Source organism: Nitrosomonas sp., assembly GCA_016703745.1.
In the GTDB taxonomy this organism is placed as follows: domain Bacteria; phylum Pseudomonadota; class Gammaproteobacteria; order Burkholderiales; family Nitrosomonadaceae; genus Nitrosomonas.
The window spans coordinates 918,674-940,213 of sequence record JADJBK010000006.1; the positions used below are offsets into that span (position 1 = coordinate 918,674).

Below are 21,540 nucleotides of genomic sequence, written 5' to 3' on the forward strand. Positions count from 1 at the left end.
AAGCGACAAAAGGCCTATTGGAATGCTCTTCTCCGAATAGGCATTTAGCAACCCCTGTAATTAAACAAACAGGTACTCTCGATATCATCAACACCCGTTCAACATGAATAGTACAGACTTACGTTCAATGATGCAGGCGTTAGGACAGGCCGCACGCGCAGCGGCACAATTGACTGCAAAAGCCAGCACCGCCGCCAAGAATAAGGCATTAATCGTCATGGCAGCCGCTATTCGTCGCGATGAGCAACTTTTGATCTCTGCCAATGCCAGTGACCTCGCCTTGGCCAGAGACAAAAAACTTGATTCGTCTCTGATTGATCGCCTGACACTGACTACTGAAAGAATTGCCGCCATGGCGGATGGCCTGGAGCAGATTGCCGCCCTGCCCGATCCGATTGGAGCAATTTCCGATCTGAATTATCGTCCTTCCGGTATTCAAGTTGGCAGGATGCGGGTTCCGCTTGGTGTCATTGGTATTATTTACGAAGCACGACCCAATGTTACCGCCGATGCTGCCGGTTTATGCCTGAAAGCAGGTAATGCCGCAATTTTGCGCGGTGGATCGGAAGCCATGCACAGTAATCAAGCAATTGCAGCTTGTGTGCAGGAAGGACTAAAAGTTGCGGGATTACCGGAACAAGCCGTGCAGGTCATCAACACACCCGATCGGGCAGCGGTTGGTGAACTGATCACCATGCAGAAATACGTCGATATCATCGTACCGCGTGGTGGCAAAGGGTTAATTGAACGAATTTCCAGTGAAGCGCGTGTACCGGTTATCAAACATCTGGATGGCATCTGCCATATCTATGTAGATATCCATGCCAATCTGGAAAAAGCATTGCGTATCGTTGACAATGCTAAAACTCAACGATATGGCACGTGCAACACACTGGAAACTCTGCTCATCCATGCTGGTATTGCTCAGCAGTTTCTGCCGGTGATTGGCAAACTGTTGCAGGAAAAACAAGTGGAGTTGCGAGGAGATAATGCTGCACAGGCGTTACTGCCCGGTATAAAATCCGCTACCGAAGAGGACTGGCGCACCGAATATCTGGCACCGATTCTGAGCATACGCGTCGTTGCCGATATCGAACAGGCCATCGACCACATTACCCGTTACGGCTCGCAACATACTGATGCCATTGTCACTGAAAACTATGCGCTTGCCCGTCAATTTTTACGTGAGGTAGACTCCAGCTCGGTCATGGTGAATGCTTCTACCCGTTTTGCCGACGGATTTGAATACGGTCTGGGAGCAGAAATTGGCATCTCAACCGATAAGCTGCACGCACGCGGGCCGGTAGGACTGATAGGACTGACCAGTGAAAAGTATATTGTCCTGGGTGATGGACATATCAGAATATGACCATGACAAAATTGACCCAAATTACCCTGCCTGATATTGGTGATTACCATGACGTTCCCGTCGTGGAGATACTGGCGAAACCTGGTGATCAGGTAGGGCTGAACACTCCGTTGCTGACGCTGGAAAGTGATAAGGCCACAGTGGAGGTACCCTCACCACAAGCGGGTACTATCAAAACATTTCATGTCAAGGTAGGCGATAAAGTATCAAAAGGTGCACTGATTGCCACGTTGGAAGTGATTGAAACAACCGATCAGCTCAATACATCCCAGTCTCTTACACAAACGGCCACAACGACCGGTATCCAGGAAAGCAGGAGTGAAGTACATGCAACACGCCCGTCATCAGCGGCAGCTTTTTCTCCAGCTGCACGTAGCGATCTGCATGTCGAGGTAGTCGTCCTGGGTGCAGGCCCGGGCGGTTATACCGCAGCATTTCGTGCCGCCGATCTTGGCAAGCAGGTCGCATTAATCGAACGCTATCCGGAACTGGGAGGTGTGTGCCTCAATGTGGGCTGCATTCCTTCCAAGGCATTGCTGCATATCGCAAAAGTTTTGACTGAGGCACAAGCCGCGCATGAAGCCGGCATTGAGTTTGGACAACCCAGAATCAACCTTGAGCAGTTGCGCCGCTGGAAAGATAGCGTGATAAAAAAACTGACCCAGGGGCTCTTATCCCTTGCAAGACAGCGTAAGGTGACGGTCATCCAGGGTATCGGTAAATTTATCAGCCCCAATGCCATCACAATAGAGACACCTGATGGCATTAAAACAGTCTCATTTGATCACTGTGTCATCGCCTCGGGTTCATCCTCGGCCAAGCTTCCCGGGTTACCCAGTGATGCGCGTATCATTGATTCCACCGGTGCGTTGGCGCTGCATACCCTGCCCAAACGTATGCTGATACTGGGTGGCGGCATCATTGGCCTGGAAATGGCCACGGTCTACCACGCACTAGGAACAAAAGTCAGCATTGTCGAACAACTGCCACAACTCATCCCCGGCGCGGATAGTGATCTCGTCAAACCCCTTTTCAACAAGCTGAAACAGACATGCGAAGCCATCTGGCTCAACACCAGCGTCAGCCAGATCGAAGCCAGCAAGAAAGGACTGAAAGTTACCTTTACTGGTGAGCAGGCACCCGAAGCGCAATGGTTTGATGTGGTACTGGTTGCGATCGGCCGCCGCCCCAATAGCAAACTGATTGCAGCCGAATTCGCCGGTGTGGCCGTCGATACGCGCGGCTTTATTGTGGTTGACGAACAGATGCGTACTAACGTCTCACATATTTTTGCCATTGGTGACATTACTGGTGAACCGATGCTGGCGCATAAGGCTTCCCACCAAGGCAAGATTGCAGCAGAAGTTATTGCTGGTCACAAGGTAGCGTTCGATACCCGCACCATTCCCTCAGTTGCCTATACCGATCCCGAAATTGCATGGATGGGTCTAACAGAGACAGAAGCCAGAAAACGAGGTACTTCCTATGAAAAGGCAAGCTTCCCATGGGCAGCCAGTGGCCGCGCGCTTGCAATGGGTAGTGAAACTGGTTTGACCAAACTGCTGTATGACAAGACTACCCGGCGTATTCTCGGTGCAGGCATTACGGGTACCAATGCTGGAGATCTTATTGCTGAGCTCACGCTTGCACTGGAAATGGGAGCGGATATGCAGGATATTGCCCTGACGATTCACCCCCACCCCACCCTATCTGAAACCGTTATGCTCGCCGCAGAAATGGCAGAAGGTGTCATTACCGATCTTTATCTACCCGGTGGCAAGAAATAAAATAGTTCAACAAACATCGGAAGAAGTAGCCGATATTCGCTAAACTCTCTTTTTAGCTATCAACCACACCTGTTTTTGTAAGTTGCCAACTAACCTCGAACCCTGCGACACATACCTGGATCGTAGCACCAGAAGTTTTGAATGGCACGTTACGCCAAATAAATAGAGGGGGTTGTGGTAAAATCAGCGGTTGCAACGACCCAATAAACAGCCCCACCCGCAAACATTTTCCGAAAAATAGATGCGTGCTGCACACCGTCCCTGCTTTTTTCTGGATATTAACCGCCACTTGTCAACGACTATTTAGACAAATTCTAATTCTCATTTAACTGATACTCATTCCGAATCACTATGGATCAATTCGCAAAGGAAACCCTGCCCATCAGCCTTGAAGATGAGATGAAACGTTCTTATCTCGATTATGCGATGAGTGTTATTGTCGGCAGAGCATTACCTGATGTGCGTGACGGTCTCAAGCCGGTGCACCGGAGGGTACTCTTCGCCATGCATGAATTATCCAACGACTGGAATCGGCCTTACAAGAAATCAGCACGTATCGTGGGAGATGTCATCGGTAAATACCATCCTCATGGCGATACTGCGGTTTATGACACTATCGTGCGCATGGCACAGGATTTTTCATTACGTTATATGCTGGTCGATGGTCAGGGAAATTTTGGCTCGATTGACGGGGATAATGCAGCAGCCATGCGTTATACCGAAATCCGCATGTCGCGTATTGCACACGAACTCCTGGCAGATCTTGACAAAGAAACCGTTGATTTTGGCACAAATTACGATGAATCTGAGCGTGAGCCACTGATTCTTCCTGCCAAAATACCTAATTTGCTAATCAATGGCTCATCCGGTATCGCCGTTGGAATGGCAACCAGCATCCCGCCACACAACCTCAATGAAGTCATCGATGCCTGTCTTTTGTTACAGACTAAACCAGAAGCAGATATTGACGAGTTAATGACCTACATCATTGCGCCAGATTTTCCGACCGCCGGAATTCTCTATGGTGTTGCGGGTATTCGTGATGGCTACCGTACCGGTCGTGGAAGGGTTGTCATACGCGCTCGAACTCATTTTGAAGATATGGAGAAAGGTAGCCGTCAAAGTATCATTATCGATGAGCTTCCCTATCAGGTAAATAAAGCCAATCTGCTGATACGTATCGGCGAGCTGGTGCGCGATAAGAGAATCGAAGGTATTTCTGAATTACGCGATGAATCTGATAAATCCGGTATGCGAGTAGTAATCGAATTGAAGCGAGGTGAAAACCCGGATGTTATTCTGAACAATCTGTATAAAGAAACACAAATGCAGGATACGTTCGGAATGAATATGGTCGCACTCGTCGATGGCCAGCCGCGTCTGCTCAATCTGAAGCAGATGCTGGAATGTTTTCTGCGTCATCGCCGTGAAGTAGTCACACGGCGCACAGCTTTTGAACTCAAAAAAGCGCGTGAACGAGGCCACTTACTGGAAGGTCTCGCGGTAGCATTATCCAACGTAGACGAAATTATTGCGTTAATCAAGGCTGCGCCTACGCCTGCTGACGCAAAACAAGGCTTGATGTCCCGGCCATGGCATTCGCAACTGGTAGAGGAAATGCTACGGCGCGCGACTATCGATGCCGAAAGCCTGCGGCCTGACTTGCTGACCGCCAATCTTGGGCTGACTGCACATGGTTATCTGTTATCGGATGTTCAGGCACAAGCCATTCTGGATTTACGCCTGCAACGCCTGACTGGCCTCGAACAGGAAAAAATTGTTTCCGAATACCGCGAAGTAATGAATAAGATTCTCGATTTGCTGGATATATTGGCTAACTCGGGCAGAATCACTGCCATCATTACTGAAGAATTGACTGCGATCAAACAGCAGTTTGGCGATATCCGCCGCAGTGAAGTCGTAGTTGATGCCGAAGATCTGCAAACTGAAGATTTGATCACTCCGGCTGACATGGTAGTGACGCTATCTCACGCAGGCTACATAAAATCCCAGCTACTGGATGATTATCAGGCACAAAAACGTGGCGGGCGCGGCAAACTCGCCATCACGACCCGCGAGGATGACTTCATCGACAATCTGTTCATAGCCAATACTCACGATTATATTTTGTGCTTCTCCAGCCTGGGTCGTATTTATTGGATCAAGGTCTACAACGTACCGCAAGGCAGCCGATCTGCTCGCGGCAAGCCGATCAATAATTTACTTCCGCTGGTGCAGAACGAAAAAATTAATGCTGTCCTGCCTGTTAAAACTTTTGATGATACACATTTTATTTTCATGGCAACTGCGCTCGGAACGGTTAAAAAAACACCACTAACCGAGTTCTCACGCCCACGTAGCAGCGGAATTATTGCAATTGGACTGGATGAAGGTGATTATTTGATTGGTATTGCCCTCACAGACGGCAAACATGATGTGATGCTGTTCTCTGATGCCGGGAAAGCGGTACGATTTGATGAGAATGATGTCCGGCCGATAGGCCGTCAGGCGCGTGGTGTCAGGGGAATGAAGCTTGGTACGGGCCAAAAGGTGATCTCGCTGCTGGTGGCAGAAAATGAATCTCTGGCGGTGCTGACCGCAACTGAAAATGGCTTTGGTAAACGTACCCCTATCAGTGAATATACTCGTCATGGGCGTGCCACACAGGGCATGATTGCAATCAGCACCAACATCCGTAATGGCAAGGTTGTGGCCGCACAGCTCGTCCAGCCGGAAGATGAAATCATGCTAATCACAACCGGGGGAATTATGATTCGAACACGTGTCAGTGAAATCAGGGAAATGGGACGCTCAACCCAGGGTGTCACATTAATCAATCTGGGAAACAATGAAAAACTCGCCGGACTAGAAAGAATAATCGAAACCGAAGAAAACTAAACAAAGCATACCTTATGCGAAAAATCTTTAATTTCAGTGCAGGTCCGGCTGTATTGCCGGAGATCGTGCTTCAGCAGGCGCGTGATGAGATGCTCGACTGGCGGGGTAGTGGAATGTCCGTCATGGAAATGAGTCATCGCGGCAGGGAATTCATGTTGATTGCCGAGCAAGCCGAACAGGATTTGCGTGATCTGGTCAATATCCCCGACCATTACAAAATCCTTTTTCTGCAAGGTGGCGCATCCTGTCAATTTGCGATGGTACCCATGAATCTGCTAGGCAACAAGAAGCATGCTGATTATGTTCATACGGGTCAATGGTCAGAAAAGGCTATTGCCGAAGCATCGAACTACTGCCAGGTACATCTCGCCGCCAGCGCGGAAAAAAGTGCTTTCAACTCGGCACCGCCAATGGATCAATGGCAAATCAGCCCGAACACGGCTTATCTCCACTACACCACCAACGAAACCATCGGTGGCGTTGAGTTCCAGTGGATACCTGATTTGTCAAAGATTGCTGGCGGAAGCTCAGACATCCCCCTGGTTGCTGATATGTCATCCAATTTTCTGTCTCGCCCATTTGATATCAGCAAATTTGGATTGATTTACGCCGGCGCTCAGAAAAATGTTGGCCCCGCAGGGTTGGTAATTGTCATTGTGCGCGAAGATTTACTACAAACCGATCCGCTTACCGGCACACCGACCATGTACCGCTACAAAACACACGCGCAGAATGATTCAATGTATAACACACCACCAACTTATGCTATTTATATCATGGGTCTGGTGATGCAATGGCTGAAACAACTCGGTGGCCTGTCCGCAATCGAGCAACGTAATCTCACCAAAGCAAAACTAATTTACGACCTGATTGATGCCAGCGCGTTCTATCACTGCCCGGTAGCAACACCAGATCGTTCACGAATGAATATTCCTTTTACCCTGGCTGATGCAGCCCTCGATAGTATTTTTTTGCAGCAGGCCGAAGCACATGGATTAATTCAACTAAAAGGTCACCGTTCCGTGGGGGGTATGCGAGCATCGATCTATAACGCCATGTCAGTGGAAGGCGTGCAAACACTGGTTACCTTCATGCGGGAATTTGAGAAAAATCATGCCTGAGTCACAAAATAATAAATTCGGCATTCTCACACTCAATGCCATTGCCGCTGTCGGGCTCACCCGTCTGCCAGACGGCTATTTCCAGGTTGGCAATACCATTACCGATCCGGACGCCATCCTGCTACGCTCACACAATATGCACGATATGCCTGTTCCCAGGAGTGTAGTCGCGATCGGCCGCGCTGGCGCTGGCACCAACAATATTCCGGTTAACCAGATGAATGCGCGTGGTATTCCGGTATTCAACACCCCTGGCGCCAATGCCAATGCTGTCAAGGAACTGGTACTGACTGGAATATTGCTGGCTTCTCGCAATATCATTCCCGCCATTCGCTTTGTCGATACGCTACAAGGGGATGATGCCGACTTACATCAACAGGTAGAAACTGAGAAAAAACGCTTTTCTGGACTAGAGCTGCCTGGGCAAATACTGGGTATCATCGGGCTTGGAAAAATTGGAAGACTGGTTGCCGATGCCGCAATCAAACTGGGAATGAAGGTATCGGGTTTTGATCCTAAAATTACGATTGACGCTGCCTGGAGCCTACCCGCTGAAGTCAGAAAAGTGAACGAAATAGAAACACTGGTACACCGTAGCCATATCATTTCGCTGCATATTCCACTAACCGATTCGACACGTCACCTTATCAATACCGACCTGGTTGCCAGAATGCAGAAAAATACGGTGTTACTGAATTTTTCACGTGATGAGATCGTGGATGAAGATGCGATTCTTGCTGGTATCGAACAAGGTACGATCAAGAATTATATTTGTGATTTTCCAAGTCAAAAACTGCAGCATCACCCCGCAGTCATTGCCCTGCCCCATCTGGGCGCCTCAACCAAAGAAGCCGAAGAAAACTGCGCCATCATGATTGCCGATCAGATTATGGATTATCTGATCAATGGCAACATCTTACACAGCGTTAATTTTCCAGATATTTCGATGGAGCGGGAAGTCCCCTACCGGGCAGCCATCGCTAACGCCAATGTACCGAACTTACTTGGACAAATATCAACCTGCATGGCCAGTATCGGCCTGAACATTCATAACATGGTAAACAAGTCGCGCGGCGAGATTGCTTATACCCTGGTGGATACCGACAAACCCATTCCACAGGAAATCATCAACGCAATCGAAAATATTACTGGTGTGTTAATGGTACGTTATATCCCTAAACTGCCCAGTGATGGGCAACAGTAATTTTTTGATATTCTTGGAGAGCATCAGACGCTATCAGAGAAAAGTATGATCGAAAACCTGAAACATTTGCGTGACAAAATCGATGCCATCGATGATGAATTGCTCAAACTAATCAGCACGCGTGCACAGCTTGCGCAGGAAGTGGGTCGGCAGAAGTCAGGTGTCGCCTATCGTCCTGAGCGGGAATCGCAGATTTTTGCCCGCTTGCAGCAAAATAATCGTGGCCCACTCAGTCAGACTCAAATCCAGCAGCTATTCACCGAAATCATTTCAGCCTGCCGGGCACTGGAAGATCCATTCACGGTCGCTTACCTGGGACCGGAAGGAACATTCTCCGAAGAAGCCGTCAACAAACGCTTTGGCAAAGCTGTCCATGCGTTACCCAGCAGTTCAATCGATGACGTATTTCGAAAAGTGGAATCTGGAACAGCCAGTTTTGGTGTCGTTCCGGTCGAGAATTCGACCGAAGGTGCGGTTGGCAGAACCATGGATTTACTGCTCCAGACATCGCTCGTGATTTGTGGCGAGTTGGAATTGGCCATTCATCAGTGCTTGATGGCAAAACAGCTGGATTTGAGTAAAATTCAAAGAATTTATTCGCATCCGCAGTCATTTGCTCAATGCCAGTCCTGGCTGATAGAGAACTTGCATAATCTGCAGGGAATCGAATGTATCAATGCCGCCAGTAATGCCGATGCCGCACGGCTGGCAGCCAATGACGAGCATGCTGCCGCTATTGCCGGCAAGCAAGCGGCGGAAGTGTTCGGTTTGATGTTGTATGCCTGTAACATCGAGGATAATCCAAATAACACCACCCGTTTTCTCATCATTGGTTCACAAGCTGTTGCACCTTCCGGACGAGACAAAACTTCGCTGGCCATGGCAACCAACAATCGCCCCGGTGCGGTACATGAGCTGCTGGCACCACTGGCGCGTCATCAGGTCAGCATGACGCGTCTCGAATCACGCCCTTCGCGTACTAATTTATGGGATTACGTCTTCTTTGTCGATATTGAAGGGCATCAACAGGATGAAAATGTGGCCCTGGCGTTGCAGGCACTTCACCGTAATGCAACTTTCATCAAGCTATTGGGTTCCTATCCCATAGCTTGACCATTCTTCTCTCTTAATGAGTAAGTTCCCAACACCATGAAGCTACGTGACCTCGCACCCGAATATATTCGGGCAATTCAACCCTACCGCCCCGGCAAACCGATATCTGAACTGGTGCGTGAGCTTGATCTCAATAAAGATGAAGTCATCAAGCTTGCATCCAACGAAAACCCGCTGGGTACCAGCCCAATGGCCAAGAAGGCCATGATCCAGGCACTCAGCGAAGCTTCCCGTTATCCCGATGGCAGTGGTTTTGAATTGAAGGCTGTGCTCTCCGAATATTTTGGTGTATCCACTGAGCAGATCGTGCTTGGCAATGGCTCTAATGATGTTCTGGAGCTAGCTGCCCGCATTTTCTTACGCCCCGGGGCCTCAGCAATCTATTCTCAATACGCATTTGCCATTTACCCATTACTGGCGCAAGCAGTAGGTGCTACCGGAATCTCGGTGCCCGCACGTAATTTTGGCCATGACCTGGCAGCTATGCTCGATGCAACCACGGCGGATACGCGTATCGTCTTTATCGCCAACCCCAATAATCCGACCGGCACGCTATGTGAAGGGCGTGATCTACTACGCTTTATGGAACGTATCTCACCGGATATCCTGGTCATTCTTGATGAAGCTTATGATGAATATCTGTCGGAGGCCCACCAGGCGCACAGCATCGCCTGGTTGAAGGACTTTCCCAATCTGGTGATTACCCGGACTTTTTCCAAGGCATATGGCCTGGCAAGTGTGCGTGTCGGTTTTGCACTGGCGCACCCAGATATTGCTAACCTGATGAATCGTATCCGTCAACCCTTCAATGTCAACAGTATCGGTCAGGCTGGTGCATTGGCGGCTCTCCAGGATGTCGAGTTTGTCAAACAGGCGTACACCACCAATCGGAACGGTATGCTGCAAATGACCAATGGATTACGGCAACTGGGAGTTGAGTTTATTCCGTCCTATGCTAATTTTGTCAGCATCCATATCGATGGTGAATCGATCAATGCTTTGAAAGTTTACAAATATCTGTTGCGTCAGGGGGTAATTGTGCGGCCTTTGAATAATTACGGCATGAATCATCATTTGCGGGTCACAATTGGCCTTGAAGCAGAAAATCACAAATTCCTGGTTTCACTGGAACAATCTCTGAAAAAGTTGCCTGACCAAATCTCTTAATGACCCAATGTCTTGGCAAACTGGTGGTAATTGGTGTCGGACTGATTGGCGGTTCATTTGCACTTGCGCTGCGCCAGGCGGGACAGGTTTCACACATCACCGGAATCGGACGCAGTCACCAAAATCTGCAACGCGCTATCGAGCTGGGCATCATCGATGAATACACTGATGATTATGCCAAGGCTTTATCAGGTGCGGATTTTGTGCTACTGGCGACTCCAGTTGGACAAAATCCCAACATTTTTCAACAGATTGCACCTCATCTGGAAGAACATACCGTCTTGTCCGATGTCGGCAGTACCAAACAACATGTCGTCAATACTGTGTATGAGTATCTCGGCAATCACCGGCATCTTTTTATTCCTGCTCACCCGATTGCCGGTACAGAATTCAGTGGCGCCGATGCGGCAGACCCCGCTCTATTTCGAAATAAGCCCGTTATATTGACGCCGTTGCCAGAAAACAACACAGCTGCCATCGATCAGGTTACGTTTCTCTGGCAACAATGCGGTACAGTTGTCTCCTGCATGACCTCTGCACAGCATGATCAAGTACTGGCCTCAATCAGCCATTTGCCACACCTGCTGGCATTCACGCTTATGAACCATATCAGCACGGTTGGTGGAGATCAAACTATGGCGAACCTACAACTGGCAGGCACCAGTCTCAAAGACATGACCCGCATCGCAGGCAGCTCACCTGAGATGTGGCGTGATATCTGCATTGATAACCGTGAGGCGCTGATTGAGCAAATCGAAACTTATCAATTCCAGTTGGAAAATTTACAAGACCTGTTGCGCCACTCCGACAGCGAATCAATAGAACGGTTTTTTCTGCAAGCGCGCAACATCCACCAAAAATGGCTCCAATATTAAGCATGTCCCAAGCGATGTCGTAGAATCAACCGGATAGTTAAAGATTGGATGCGCTTGTCAGTGTGCATGATCTCCGGGTGGCGGCATGATTTCGTCTTCCTGATTGAGCATGGATATCTGCAGAGTCAACGCACTTATATTTGACCAGCCAAATCCTTCAAACTGACCGACCCATCTGGCACGCATATAGCCAAAACGATCAATCAAAAATTCCATATGCCCAGGGATGATTCCTTGCCCTAAAAGATCGGGAACCGTTCTCACCCTGCGATATAGCAGGTAAGTGTTTTTGATTTCCTGCCAGCCATCAGTCAGTAATGAAAAAGGAATGGCTGCTGATGCATGGATGAATTGTTGAGCATCGGATTCATTCATTGCGCAATTACGCAATCACGGTGACAGTTTACTAAATATGCTATGCTACTAGCATGACATAATTAGCATATTTAGTAAACTGTCACCGTAATTGAAATACCGGAATCACAATTCAAGCTTGCTTGTGTCGGTTTTTTTTACACTACAGATGTCCTGTTGAAATTGATTTATTTAAAGTCATTAACATTAATATCAACAATTTATAAACAACCTGATGATTGTTCGGCAGTCGCGAACAATTCACTTCCCTGCTTGTAGTGCTTCAAAAAGAAGATCCGCTCCTTAAATTTGTCGAAATATTTTACACACTTTTTCTGGAACTGGAGTTATCCAAACATTGCATTGCATTGCATTGCATTGCATTGCATTGCATTGCATTTATATGATTATAAATAATTATTTTATCTATTATCAACAAACGATTATTTTTGGCATGATAATTGCTTATTGATAATAGAGCCTTTTCAAAAACCTTTCCTGGCATTATTAATGGTTAACTTACTGTGCTGTTTTTGTTAATTGCCAAGGAATTTGTTTTTGTGAAAGCCTCTTAAAGTATAAATATCGAAAAACAGGAGGAATATCTTGAACAAGAAACCTATTGCGTCATTAAGCAAGGCGTTATGCGCCGGCATGTTTTTATTCGGACTCGTATCGACCGCGAATGCGGCATTGATCAGCCGTTTAGGCGGATTGGCCGTATACGATACCGATTTGGACATTACCTGGTTGGCGGATGCGAACGCTGGCGCAGGCAGCACCTTTGATGACGGTGTTAGTTCTTCCGATGGTCGCATGACCTGGGGCAATGCCAACGCCTGGGCGGCCAGCCTTAATGTGGGTGGCGTAACGGGTTGGCGTTTGCCGACCACGCAGCAACCAGATCCCAGTTGTGGCAACCAAAGTGGTGATGCTATACCGCAAGGTTTTGGTTCTGGTTGTACAGGCAGTGAGATGGGTCATCTGTTCAATGAGGAGGGTATCACGGCAAATGCTCCGGGCGTATTCAGTAACGTCCAGTCCCTCAGCTACTGGTCCGGTACGGAGTTTGCGCCGGTTCCGGTCAACGCGTGGCTCTTCAACTTCAATTTCGGCATCCAGTTCGCGGACGTCAAGGACCTCAATTTGTTCGCGTGGGCCGTTCACTCAGGCGATGTCGGCGCGTCGTCAGTGCCGGAGCCAGGAACCATTGCACTGATGGGCTTGGGACTATTAGGTTTGCTGGGCTTCGGACGTCGTCAGCGCCGACGTTGATGCTTTGATCATACGCGCGTTTCGATTCTTTTGAACCGGCATGCGCACCTGCAGCAAACCCGAAAGGCCGGTGCCAGGCATTGTAATTACGGTGTAATTACGGTGACAGTTTACTAAATATACCATACCGATTATGCAACACTGCCAGCATGGCAGAGTTAGCATATTTGACAAACTGTCACCGTAATTGGAAAGTTATGAAGGAAAAACGCCAGCACTCGGCGATTAGGCTACGGTATCTATTTTAGAGGGAAAATCAGAGCCATTAATTTTTAAAATATCTGCTAATACTTTTTCTGCAAAACTCGTATCTTCACCAATACTTTTGCCAAATGTAATGCTGGATTCTATTTGAGCAAGAAAATCCACCTTAATATTGGCCGCATATCCTGAGCCATGTTTTTCGATAATATCTGGAGAAACAAATGGAGCCACTTCAAGTAACCCTTCAACACCAGATTTAATTAATTCGTTAACTTCATTAAGTGATATATTCCTAAAATCAATTTGCCTTGGTTGAGATTTCGCATTATCAGTAGTGTCGGTTATTTCACTAGCAGGTTTAGATTCTAAATTTAGATTCCTTTCATTTTGAACGTTCAAAATGAAAGCATTTTGCCCTATACTTGAAATACTCATGTGTTTTCCTTTTGTGCCATTAATAATAATCTAAAACATTACCACCAATCGATCTGATGATGATGTTAGATATTTATAATACGATAGATATTTTACGGTTCAATTCCTATATTATTGAATAGAAATGGAATCGCTCCAATACCCAAAAGGAGAAGCTGTTGAATTTGAGGAACTAGTAAAATATCCTTGTTGTTGTCCATCAAATGCAAAATAATACATCCATGCTTCGATAGTCTCTCCTACATTACAAATGTGCCAACCGCCGCCAGAACAATATTTTTCTATATAATAAGGTGTCCGCGACAATCCATTTAATGTGGCCGGGTTAGGATTTCCGTATCCAATTTGAAAAATGGCAACTCTTAGCAGACTTCCCCCATAGTCATAGGTCGTACTCGTTTGCCAGGATTGAGGGTACTCCCACCCAATGTTACTAGATCCAACCGCATAAATTTGAAAATAAGATATTCCTTGGGCAACCGATGCTGAGCTGATTAGTGTTTCATCGCCGTTTTTCTTCTTTCTCGCATCTGCCTTTTTAGATTCTTCGAGCAATGCTTCTAAATGAGATAGATCAATATCTTTGAAAGCATCTGTTTTAATTATTGGTTGTTGATCTAATTCTGTTTCAGAAGAATTTGCGGCACCAATATTGAAGACAAATAGCATAATAAAGGTAATGAAAATTGACAACGAGCTTCTAGGCGTCACTCGGGTAAAAATCTTTGACATAACAACTCCCCTTAAATTGAATTAAAAATGTTGTTGCGCTAAAGATTATATTTTAGGTTATCAATCTACACTTTATAAAAAGACATTGTTTTATGGTCTATATTATAGTTTCACACTTTTTAATATACTGTTTTAATTGCTTATAAATTTAAGCCAGAAAGGGTTAAGGAAATTCAATGATCTGAGAAAATCATAAAATCATGAAGTTAAAGAACCCGGAGCATAGGAAAAATAAACCACCTTTTCCATGAGGATTGGATGCGCTTGTCAGTGTGCATGATCTCCGGGTGGCGGCATGATTTCGTCTTCCTGATTGAGCATGGATATCTGCAGAGTCAACGCACTTATATTTGACCAGCCAAATCCTTCAAACTGACCGACCCATCTGGCACGCATATAGCCAAAACGATCAATCAAAAATTCCATATGCCCAGGGATGATTCCTTGCCCTAAAAGATCGGGAACCGTTCTTACCCTGCGATATAGCAGGTAAGTGTTTTTGATTTCCTGCCAGCCATCAGTCAGTAATGAAAAAGGAATGGCTGCTGATGCATGGATGAATTGTTGAGCATCGGATTCATTCATTGGAACGACCAGTATTTCGGTATTCAGCGTCATTCCAATTTCCTGATAGGCTGCGACCAGTTGATTGAGACGCTGCTGGGAATGGGGCCATGAAAACAAAACCAGCAGCACATTTTTTTGAAAACGAAAATCTTTGATACTTTTTACTGAGCCAGCATGTGTACTATAGGAAAAAACGGGTGCTGCGACAGCAGGTTTTTCAGGAAGAATCATGCTTCCCAATAATCGTGCGTCGAAACCCCTCGATAATGCGTGAAGATAATTGACAATATCCCAGCGAGCTTCTTCAGAAAGGAGCGCAGCATACCCTGGCATATCAGTTCCAGGAATTCCGTGAGATATCCAGTGAAAAAAATTTCCTACCGTATGTTTCGCGGTATGAGGCTCAGTTAACAAGTCGGCTGGCAGACTGGTCAACGTGCCTGCGCGTATACCATTACCTTTGCCCTGAGGTCCATGGCAACTGGCACAATGCTCAGCAAATAGTTGTGAACCGTTAGAAATCGATATCGTGTCAAGTGGAATCAGTGGTTTTTGATAAGTTGTGGGATAAGCTTCGATGGCAAATGGTGGCAGAGCAATCACCAGTGCAGTCACCACTAATCCGCTCGGGACAAGAATACGGGTCCGGCGGCGCCAGTTTTCTTTGATACTCACGCCAAAAACTATCAGTGCAACAGCGAGTAACGCAACACCAAACCAGAATTTTTCCTGTACGTCCGGTTTATCCCAATTTGGCTGGATCAATAAGTACGGGGTCTGGATCACGGTCATAAGGAATGACGACTTCGTCAACATAGCCCGCCATAGATGACTCTCCGCAGAATGGAATTGATAAAGTATAAAACAGGACTCAACTCAGCTTGTTTACTTTTTCAAACAGCTCTAAGCGCAGCTCTTCAGCACGGTTCTGCGGGCCACGGGCCTGCAGTTCGTGAATGTCGATCGGTTCCAGCAGGGCCTCTTTGGCCAGCAGCATGGCTTTTTCGGCCGTGCCGCCGATACCAATGCCGAGCATGCCCGGCGGACACCAGCCAGCGCCCATTTTCGGTACCTGTTCCAGCACCCAATCCACCACAGAGTCAGACGGGTTCAGCATGGCGAACTTGGATTTGGCTTCAGAACCGCCACCTTTGGCTGCGACGTGCACGTCGACGGTGTTACCCGGAACCAGTTTCATGTGGATGATGGCCGGGGTGTTGTCTTTGGTGTTGGCACGCTTGCCGTCCGGATCGGCCAGCACAGACGCACGCAGCACGTTGTCCGGGTGGGTGAGCATAGGAAAAATAAACCACCTTTTCCATGAGGATTGAATGTACTGAAAGCTGGCACGGTTGTCAAACACCATGATAATCTATCGAAAAATGACTGCGTTTCGGTTTAGTTGACACAAAAACGTCAAGGATTTTGCTGTGTTCTGGCGCTTCAGGCAAAAGACGCCCAGGGGTAAAGGTCAGCCCGGCAATGAAGAAGACTGATAGGAGCGAGTACGGGATCAGGCAGGCTCGAAAATATCAAAGATTTGTGCGGGTGAGCGTGGCGGCGCCCGGGTAGGCAAACCAAGATGATCAAGAATTTTAGTAATTACGCTGGACTCCAGAATAGCGGCAATGATTTTCAGGGTTCCACCACAATGCGGGCAGTGTTCAATGTCGATATCAAACACCCGTTTCAACAGGCGCGCCCAACTGATGCGTACAGAAGTTGGAGAATGTAGCGCATCATCATTGTCGTCCGCTGGTTTGCTTTTATTTTTCTTCTCGCCCGGAATAATCTCAGCGCGCAGCTTTGCATTCGGTGCGAGCACGCCATGGAAACGAATAAGGTTCAGCCTTGGTCTGGGAACCAATGCAGCCAGGCGTTGCATGAATTCCAGCGGCGACATGACAATATGCGTCGTGCCATCCCGATAAGGCGTCTTTAGTGTCAGCACCACCGCGCCGCTGCTGTTGAGTGTCAGTCGCTCATTGGCAATTGCCGGTCGCGTGATATAACGGCACAGGTGCTCCAGTTCCTTGCGCTGATTCATGGCGCAACGCACGCCGGCGTGCAAGCTAAAACCATGCGCATTGACACAGCACTCCTGGTCTGACTGCTCCAGGTTTTGTGTGGCCACAGTTTTCAAAGTCAGTATTTTTTGTCCTGCCCGGCGACCGAGCGCAATCCGGTAGGTGCAGGCCGCCGATTGTAGTGGCGCCAATGCCGCGTCCGATTCTATTTCTGCCAGGTAAGTCATCCCCTCCTCCTCAATAAGTGCGCCATGGCGAGTTAATGCTTTCATAATGCGCTTGATGATCTGCCCAAGCAGCGTGTGCAGCTGCTCAGCCGTTGGTGTCTTCACACGATGGAATTCCGGCTCGCCGTTTTGGATGCGATAGACACCATCGAGCACCAGGCAATGTAGATGAATGTTGAGATTAGCGGCGGAACCGAAACGTTGAATCAGCGTAATCGCGCCGGTTTGTGCTTCGGATCGTTTCAATCCGGCCCGCTTGATTAGAAAAGTTGAGATGGCACGGTGAATCACTTGTAATACCGGTGTGAGCAGATGTGGATGGGCGGCTAACAGGTAGCGCAGTGGAATCGGCAGTGAAAGCACCCATTGGCGCACCGGTACCCGGGGAATGATGTGATCAACCAGGTGAGCGGCCGTCTGCGCCATACGCCGTCCACCGCATGAGGGACAGAATCCTCGCCGTTTGCAAGAAAACGCCACCAGTTTCTCATGGGCACAATCGGCACAACGCAGGCGCAAAAATCCATGCGCCAAAATACCACACTCAAGAAACGCATCAAATTCGTCTTTAACAAAGTCCGGTAACCCTGAACCGGTTTCCATTTCAACCTGCGCAAAGAAAGTCTCGATATGTTCTTGTACCAATTGGTACAGAATGGTTTGTTCCGGTCGGTGTCGCTCATAGTGGATCTGATTTCCAGCCACAGCGTGTTGAGCTGATTGGCGCAGGTTATTTTGGTGGGACTGAGCGTGGGGAATGGCCGTTGGCATGATCATTGAGAACGATTGTTTTCATTCTCAATGTATCGGTCAGCTTAATGCGTTTCTTGAACTCCGTGAAAATCTAAACTGTGCCATGCGCACACCAATCCTGGACAAGACCTAAAACACTAACGGTCAGTTAAAACGACACTGATATCAGCCACTTCTCCATCGCAGCGGTATTTCAACGCCACACTCTGACCGGCATGCAGCGTCTTAAGGTTCCTGCTTATTAAAGGGGCAATTACCTCGGGGTGGCCGTACAAATTTTCTGCAGAACGCGCCCGTGGCCCCGACCGGGATAACGGAGATAGCCGTTTTTATCGACGGTTGGAAAATTTACAAGACCTGTTGCGCCACTCCGACAGCGAATCAATAGAACAGTTTTTCCTGCAAGCACGCAATACCCGCCGAAAATGGCTCCAATATTAAGCATGTCCCAAGCGATGTCGTAGAATCAACCGGATAGTTAAAGATTGGATACGCTTGTCAGTGTGCATGATCTCCGGGTGGCGGCATGATTTCGTCTTCCTGATTGAGCATGGATATCTGCAGAGTCAACGCACTTATATTTGACCAGCCAAATCCTTCAAACTGACCGACCCATCTGGCACGCATATAGCCGAAACGATCAATCAAAAATTCCATATGCCCAGGGATGATTCCTTGCCCTAAAAGATCGGGAACCGTTCTCACCCTGCGATATAGCAGGTAAGTGTTTTGATTTCCTGCCAGCCATCAGTCAGTAATGAAAAAGGAATGGCTGCTGATGCATGGATGAATTGTTGAGCATCGGATTCATTCATTGGAACGACCAGTATTTCGGTATTCAGCGTCATTCCAATTTCCTGATAGGCTGCGACCAGTTGATTGAGACGCTGCTGGGAATGGGGCCATGAAAACAAAACCAGCAGCACATTTTTTTGAAAACGAAAATCTTTGATACTTTTTACTGAGCCAGCATGTGTACTATAGGAAAAAACGGGTGCTGCGACAGCAGGTTTTTCAGGAAGAATCATGCTTCCCAATAATCGTGCGTCGAAACCCCTCGATAATGCGTGAAGATAATTGACAATATCCCAGCGAGCTTCTTCAGAAAGGAGCGCAGCATACCCTGGCATATCAGTTCCAGGAATTCCGTGAGATATCCAGTGAAAAAAATTTCCTACCGTATGTTTCGCGGTATGAGGCTCAGTTAACAAGTCGGCTGGCAGACTGGTCAACGTGCCTGCGCGTATACCATTACCTTTGCCCTGAGGTCCATGGCAACTGGCACAATGCTCAGCAAATAGTTGTGAACCGTTAGAAATCGATATCGTGTCAAGTGGAATCAGTGGTTTTTGATAAGTTGTGGGATAAGCTTCGATGGCAAATGGTGGCAGAGCAATCACCAGTGCAGTCACCACTAATCCGCTCGGGACAAGAATACGGGTCCGGCGGCGCCAGTTTTCTTTGATACTCACGCCAAAAACTATCAGTGCAACAGCGAGTAACGCAACACCAAACCAGAATTTTTCCTGTACGTCCGGTTTATCCCAATTTGGCTGGATCAATAAGTGGGGTCTGGATCACGGTCATAAGGAATGACGACTTCGTCAACATAGCCCGCCATAGATGACTCTCCGCAGAATGGAATTGATAAAGTATAAAACAGGACTCAATCGCTTATTTCGCTATTGTTCAGCACCGTATATTCGGTGCTGAATGTGTCTGTCGCGCTGATCTATAGTGTGTGATTAATGCTGTCATTGATCCAGGTAATTGAAATTAAGGCATCAACTAAAAATTTTTCTAATATTGTAGAGAACAGGTACCGACACAATCAGTAGGAGCATGGGCCAAAATTCAACAATGGTTTCATGCCATTGTGTTCCAACTGTGATTGGAATCTCTACAACAAATTCGACTTGATCCGTATTTTTTCCAGAAAGGTAAAGCCCGTATTCTCCGGTTTCGTTGATGTTTAATACCTGCGTAATGATGCCGGATTCGTGGATCTCCGGAGGAATTGTCAATAGTGTTTTTGTCGGTTTATTATCTTCTATTTTTGCAAGCGTCATGGTCAGCGGCCATTCGCGCGCAGATTCAGGATAAAGAAGATCAATCGTAACAGCCAGCGTCCCCGGACTGGGTATTTTTCCGCATAGAACAGGAACGGGCATCGCACTCATTGCGTCACTGGGAATTGCATAATCTGTGGAAATGAAATAACCCGAGTAGCCAACCAACAGGTGTTCGGATTCGATTGTGCACGTGCCGCCTCGAAAACCCTTCGGATAGGTGGCCGAAGTATCCCCCTGCGAACCTACATGAAACTGCAAGCCAACTACGGCAATAATCGAAAGAGATCCGATCAGAATCAGAAAACGTTGTGCATTCTTAGGTAAATTTTCCCAAATGATATTCATGTTTCTCTCCTATAAATATGAGGTTAGGCAGATTCAGTTGATTTTTTAAACCGTGACTGGTATCGCTTCCATCGACCCGTGACGAACAAAATGGCCCATAAAACAGATAAAAAGGGAGCCGCTAGAACTGGCAGACCGACTGGAACAAGAATCTGAGAAAGTCCAATTTGAAGCGCTGGTGTCAGCATGCTTGCCAATATCGCCAGGAACGCGCTTTTTGCATCTGGCTTTAGGAAAACTTGCCCCACTGCGATGGCGGCCAGCCCAGCATTGAACCCATACAATCCGATTCCAATGGCATGGTGATCGGCGCCGAGTAAGGCCGCAACCAGGCTTCCGCATAAAGCTCCTCCTCCAAGCAGCAGCGTGCTGCGCAACGATATGACCACGACTCCAATCAGGATCAAGATGCCCGTCGCGAAGCTATCAACAAGGAATATTTGGCTTACACCCTTTATTAGCAGAGTCGGCCACATACCTGGCGGCACTCCTTCACTTACAATGCTCTGCGATGAATCGGGGATTGATAGGCCGGGATCTGCTGTTCGCAGATCGTGTCCTGGATCAAGAGTTGGGTCGAATGTAGGTGCAGCCAGTATGAATATCCAACTAGTCAGAACGAATGGAGCCGCAGCTGGAGGAATCCCGAATGGAATCTTCCTTATCATTGCAAACACTACACTGGAGAGCATAGCCGCCAGAATGATGTATAGCCAAAGTTGAGGGGCATGAGCAAGAAACGTCCATAAACCCACTCCTGTAAGTGTTCCGTTGAAGCCGTACAACCCTGCGCTTATGTCGCTTTTTGCGCTTTTAAAGACAGAGGCCGCCGCAGTACTGCTAATGGCTCCCACAATCGCAGCCAGGCCGGTCATCACGTCATACGCACAAAATGCCACCAGAAAAATAAAACCCGAGACTGCATTGCCGCAAAAAATGACCTGCCCGACCCCCATGAGGATTACCCGAAGAGGCTGTGGTAATGCACTCTCAATTTTTATGAACCATGCCATGA

General features: G+C 47.6%; 18 protein-coding genes and 1 pseudogene. 9 read left to right on the plus strand and 10 right to left on the minus strand.

Annotated elements, in window-relative coordinates:
- Positions 1-103: 103 nt before the first annotated feature.
- The 8 genes from IPG31_05300 (at position 104) to IPG31_05335 (ending at position 11,534) form a co-directional block, all read left to right on the plus strand.
- Positions 104-1,369, plus strand: coding sequence for a glutamate-5-semialdehyde dehydrogenase (locus IPG31_05300; protein ID MBK6617804.1), 1,266 nt, complete (start codon positions 104-106; stop codon positions 1,367-1,369).
- Positions 1,370-1,371: 2 nt separating this feature from the next.
- On the plus strand, positions 1,372-3,156 hold the full coding sequence (gene lpdA / locus IPG31_05305; protein MBK6617805.1) for a dihydrolipoyl dehydrogenase: 1,785 nt from the start codon (positions 1,372-1,374) through the stop codon (positions 3,154-3,156).
- A gap of 351 nt (positions 3,157-3,507) precedes the next feature.
- Positions 3,508-6,054 carry a DNA gyrase subunit A gene (gyrA, locus tag IPG31_05310; protein ID MBK6617806.1) on the plus strand — a complete coding sequence of 849 codons (2,547 nt, stop codon included), beginning with the start codon at positions 3,508-3,510 and terminating at the stop codon, positions 6,052-6,054.
- Positions 6,055-6,068: 14 nt separating this feature from the next.
- Positions 6,069-7,175, plus strand: coding sequence for a 3-phosphoserine/phosphohydroxythreonine transaminase (serC, locus tag IPG31_05315; protein ID MBK6617807.1), 1,107 nt, complete (start codon positions 6,069-6,071; stop codon positions 7,173-7,175).
- A complete protein-coding gene (locus tag IPG31_05320) occupies positions 7,168-8,379 on the plus strand; it encodes a 3-phosphoglycerate dehydrogenase (GenBank protein MBK6617808.1) in 1,212 nt (403 codons plus the stop codon). The genes serC and IPG31_05320 overlap by 8 nt, the downstream gene beginning before the upstream one ends.
- A gap of 45 nt (positions 8,380-8,424) precedes the next feature.
- Positions 8,425-9,492: a prephenate dehydratase gene (pheA, locus tag IPG31_05325; GenBank protein ID MBK6617809.1), complete on the plus strand. Its 1,068-nt coding sequence runs from the start codon at positions 8,425-8,427 to the stop codon at positions 9,490-9,492.
- 36 nt (positions 9,493-9,528) lie between these two features.
- Complete coding sequence (locus IPG31_05330) at positions 9,529-10,659, plus strand: histidinol-phosphate transaminase (protein MBK6617810.1); 1,131 nt, start codon at positions 9,529-9,531, stop codon at positions 10,657-10,659.
- The gene (locus tag IPG31_05335; GenBank protein MBK6617811.1) at positions 10,659-11,534 is read left to right on the plus strand and encodes a prephenate dehydrogenase/arogenate dehydrogenase family protein; all 876 of its coding nucleotides are present in this window, start codon (positions 10,659-10,661) and stop codon (positions 11,532-11,534) included. Before IPG31_05330 ends, IPG31_05335 begins: the two co-directional genes overlap by 1 nt.
- 57 nt (positions 11,535-11,591) lie before the next feature.
- Here IPG31_05335 and IPG31_05340 read toward each other — a convergent pair whose 3' ends face one another.
- Positions 11,592-11,909, minus strand: a complete 318-nt coding sequence (locus tag IPG31_05340; protein MBK6617812.1) for a hypothetical protein — start codon at positions 11,907-11,909, stop codon at positions 11,592-11,594.
- A gap of 585 nt (positions 11,910-12,494) precedes the next feature.
- Here IPG31_05340 and IPG31_05345 point away from each other — a divergent pair.
- Positions 12,495-13,163 carry a DUF1566 domain-containing protein gene (locus IPG31_05345; GenBank protein MBK6617813.1) on the plus strand — a complete coding sequence of 223 codons (669 nt, stop codon included), beginning with the start codon at positions 12,495-12,497 and terminating at the stop codon, positions 13,161-13,163.
- A 225-nt stretch (positions 13,164-13,388) separates the two neighbouring features.
- Here the strand turns inward: IPG31_05345 and IPG31_05350 are convergent, their stop codons facing one another.
- The 9 genes and pseudogenes from IPG31_05350 to IPG31_05390 all read right to left on the minus strand — a co-directional run bounded on the left by IPG31_05350 (position 13,389) and on the right by IPG31_05390 (position 21,538).
- A complete protein-coding gene (locus IPG31_05350) occupies positions 13,389-13,802 on the minus strand; it encodes a hypothetical protein (GenBank protein MBK6617814.1) in 414 nt (137 codons plus the stop codon).
- 111 nt (positions 13,803-13,913) lie between these two features.
- Entirely contained in the window at positions 13,914-14,534 is a 621-nt protein-coding gene (locus IPG31_05355) for a DUF4879 domain-containing protein (protein ID MBK6617815.1), read from the minus strand.
- Positions 14,535-14,801: 267 nt separating this feature from the next.
- Positions 14,802-15,917, minus strand: a complete 1,116-nt coding sequence (locus tag IPG31_05360; protein ID MBK6617816.1) for a cytochrome c — start codon at positions 15,915-15,917, stop codon at positions 14,802-14,804.
- Between the two features lie 61 nt (positions 15,918-15,978).
- Positions 15,979-16,389 (minus strand): annotated as a pseudogene (locus tag IPG31_05365) (fumarate hydratase).
- Positions 16,390-16,614: 225 nt separating this feature from the next.
- A complete protein-coding gene (locus tag IPG31_05370) occupies positions 16,615-18,084 on the minus strand; it encodes a transposase (GenBank protein MBK6617817.1) in 1,470 nt (489 codons plus the stop codon).
- 522 nt (positions 18,085-18,606) lie between these two features.
- Positions 18,607-18,765, minus strand: coding sequence for a hypothetical protein (locus IPG31_05375; protein ID MBK6617818.1), 159 nt, complete (start codon positions 18,763-18,765; stop codon positions 18,607-18,609).
- A 44-nt stretch (positions 18,766-18,809) separates the two neighbouring features.
- A complete protein-coding gene (locus tag IPG31_05380) occupies positions 18,810-19,670 on the minus strand; it encodes a cytochrome c (GenBank protein MBK6617819.1) in 861 nt (286 codons plus the stop codon).
- Between the two features lie 222 nt (positions 19,671-19,892).
- Positions 19,893-20,525 (minus strand): hypothetical protein, encoded by a 633-nt coding sequence (locus IPG31_05385; protein ID MBK6617820.1) that lies wholly within the window; start codon positions 20,523-20,525, stop codon positions 19,893-19,895.
- A gap of 23 nt (positions 20,526-20,548) precedes the next feature.
- A complete protein-coding gene (locus IPG31_05390) occupies positions 20,549-21,538 on the minus strand; it encodes an urea transporter (protein ID MBK6617821.1) in 990 nt (329 codons plus the stop codon).
- Between the last annotated feature and the right edge of the window lie 2 nt (positions 21,539-21,540).

Bases quoted from the DNA above. Each gene is read 5' to 3' on its own strand.
- IPG31_05340 (MBK6617812.1), bottom strand. From the start codon at position 11,909: ATGAATGAATCCGATGCTCAACAATTCATCCATGCATCAGCAGCCATT.
- IPG31_05320 (MBK6617808.1), top strand. From the start codon at position 7,168: ATGCCTGAGTCACAAAATAATAAATTCGGCATTCTCACACTCAATGCC.
- IPG31_05355 (MBK6617815.1), bottom strand. From the start codon at position 14,534: ATGTCAAAGATTTTTACCCGAGTGACGCCTAGAAGCTCGTTGTCAATT.
- pheA (MBK6617809.1), top strand. From the start codon at position 8,425: ATGATCGAAAACCTGAAACATTTGCGTGACAAAATCGATGCCATCGAT.
- IPG31_05300 (MBK6617804.1), top strand. From the start codon at position 104: ATGAATAGTACAGACTTACGTTCAATGATGCAGGCGTTAGGACAGGCC.
- gyrA (MBK6617806.1), top strand. From the start codon at position 3,508: ATGGATCAATTCGCAAAGGAAACCCTGCCCATCAGCCTTGAAGATGAG.
- IPG31_05330 (MBK6617810.1), top strand. From the start codon at position 9,529: ATGAAGCTACGTGACCTCGCACCCGAATATATTCGGGCAATTCAACCC.
- IPG31_05360 (MBK6617816.1), bottom strand. From the start codon at position 15,917: ATGTTGACGAAGTCGTCATTCCTTATGACCGTGATCCAGACCCCGTAC.
- serC (MBK6617807.1), top strand. From the start codon at position 6,069: ATGCGAAAAATCTTTAATTTCAGTGCAGGTCCGGCTGTATTGCCGGAG.
- IPG31_05335 (MBK6617811.1), top strand. From the start codon at position 10,659: ATGACCCAATGTCTTGGCAAACTGGTGGTAATTGGTGTCGGACTGATT.
- IPG31_05385 (MBK6617820.1), bottom strand. From the start codon at position 20,525: ATGAATATCATTTGGGAAAATTTACCTAAGAATGCACAACGTTTTCTG.
- lpdA (MBK6617805.1), top strand. From the start codon at position 1,372: ATGACAAAATTGACCCAAATTACCCTGCCTGATATTGGTGATTACCAT.
- IPG31_05390 (MBK6617821.1), bottom strand. From the start codon at position 21,538: ATGGCATGGTTCATAAAAATTGAGAGTGCATTACCACAGCCTCTTCGG.
- IPG31_05350 (MBK6617814.1), bottom strand. From the start codon at position 13,802: ATGAGTATTTCAAGTATAGGGCAAAATGCTTTCATTTTGAACGTTCAA.
- IPG31_05375 (MBK6617818.1), bottom strand. From the start codon at position 18,765: ATGGAATTTTTGATTGATCGTTTCGGCTATATGCGTGCCAGATGGGTC.